The 1,332-nt window shown below is 59.3% G+C and carries 1 protein-coding gene and 1 other annotated feature; the gene reads right to left on the bottom strand.

The features are described from left to right. Window positions 1–45: 45 nt before the first annotated feature. A protein-coding gene (locus ACPUD7_RS17665) for an IS3 family transposase (protein ID WP_135542814.1) occupies window positions 46–1,268 on the bottom strand; the annotation gives its coding sequence in 2 pieces (ribosomal slippage) (window positions 46–989 and window positions 989–1,268; 1,224 coding nt in all). Then, window positions 867–999, bottom strand: a sequence feature (AL1L pseudoknot). It overlaps the preceding gene by 133 nt. Window positions 1,269–1,332: the final 64 nt, after the last annotated feature.

Raw genomic sequence — 1,332 nt, 5'->3', positions numbered from 1 at the left:
TGTCAAGTCCCGGGTTTTCTAGAGGCTGAGCGTTCGTTCAGTTTCTTAGGCTGCTAATTCCTGTAGGCTCGTGTAGTGGGTTGCTTCGATTTCGGCGGGAGTCTGATACCCAAGCATTGAATGTAGCCGTTCGGTGTTGAACCAATGCACCCACTCAGCCGTCGCGGCTTCGACATCGTCACGACCGGACCAGGGGCCGTCGGTGAAGATGAGCTCGTACTTGTATAACGAGTTCAGCGCTTCGGCCATGGCATTGTCGTAGCTATCGCCGACCGATCCCACCGACGCTACTGCCTCAGCCTCAGCCAATGCCTCGGTGTAGCGCAGAGCCCGATACTGCACTCCTCTGTCCGAGTGGTGGGTCAGCCCTGCAACGTCGTGACCTGCACGTTTACGGCCCCATATGCCCATGTTTAAAGCATCGAGGGCGAGATCTGTATACATTCGCGTCGAGGTCTGCCAGCCGATGATCATCCGGGAGAAGACGTCGAGGACGAACGCGACGTAGACGAAGCCGGCCTCGGTGGGAACGTACGTCAGATCCGCGACCCAGAGACGATTCGGCCCCGTGGCGGTGAAGTCACGTTTGACGAGGTCAGCCGGTCGTTTCGTCTCGGGACCGGGTTTCGTCGTCCGTGGGAACGTCCCCCGAACAACACCGCGAATTCCCAGCTGCTGGCACAGTCTCTCGACTGTGCAGCGAGCCACAGGGCCATAGGTCCTTGTCAGCTCGGCGTGGATCTTGCGGACGCCGTAGACCTTGTTGCGGCGGTGAGTATGGATAGCCATGATCCTTTCTTTGAGCGCCGCGTCGCGCTGGGCTCGAGCACTGACCGGACGGTTCTTGAAGGCGTAGTACGTCGATGGGGCGATGCTGATGCCTAGGTCTTGTCGCACGACCTGGCAGATCGGTTCGATTCCCCACCGGTGCTTGTTCTCGTCGATGAAGGCGACGATCACTTCTGTAGGCGGTCGAACTCCGCCTTGCCGAAAAACGCGGTCGCTGATCGGAGGATGTCGTTGGACTTCCGCAGCTCCCGGTTCTCTTTCTCCAGCCGCCGGATCCGTGCCTGGACGTCCTCGGTCTCGACGGGCAGGTTGGCGGCTTCGGCCTTCTTGACCCAGTTGCGCAGGGCTTCCTTGTTCACATTGGTCTGTTCGGCGATGCGGGCGATGGCACCGTTTCGAGTCTCGGGGTCTCGGCGGGCCTCGAGAGCCAGCCGGGTAGCTCGTTCACGTACTTCTGGTAGATATTTCGAGGTAGGCATGATGTGTTGAGGGTAGTCCTTTCTTGGGTAACCGCATACCCTCCATCAAACCAAGGACGAATCA

Source organism: Brevibacterium sp. FAM 24630 (assembly GCF_049804075.1).
Lineage (GTDB): Bacteria > Actinomycetota > Actinomycetes > Actinomycetales > Brevibacteriaceae > Brevibacterium.
Note: the sequence above shows the minus strand (reverse complement) of the source record. Positions and strands in the feature narration are given on the sequence as shown.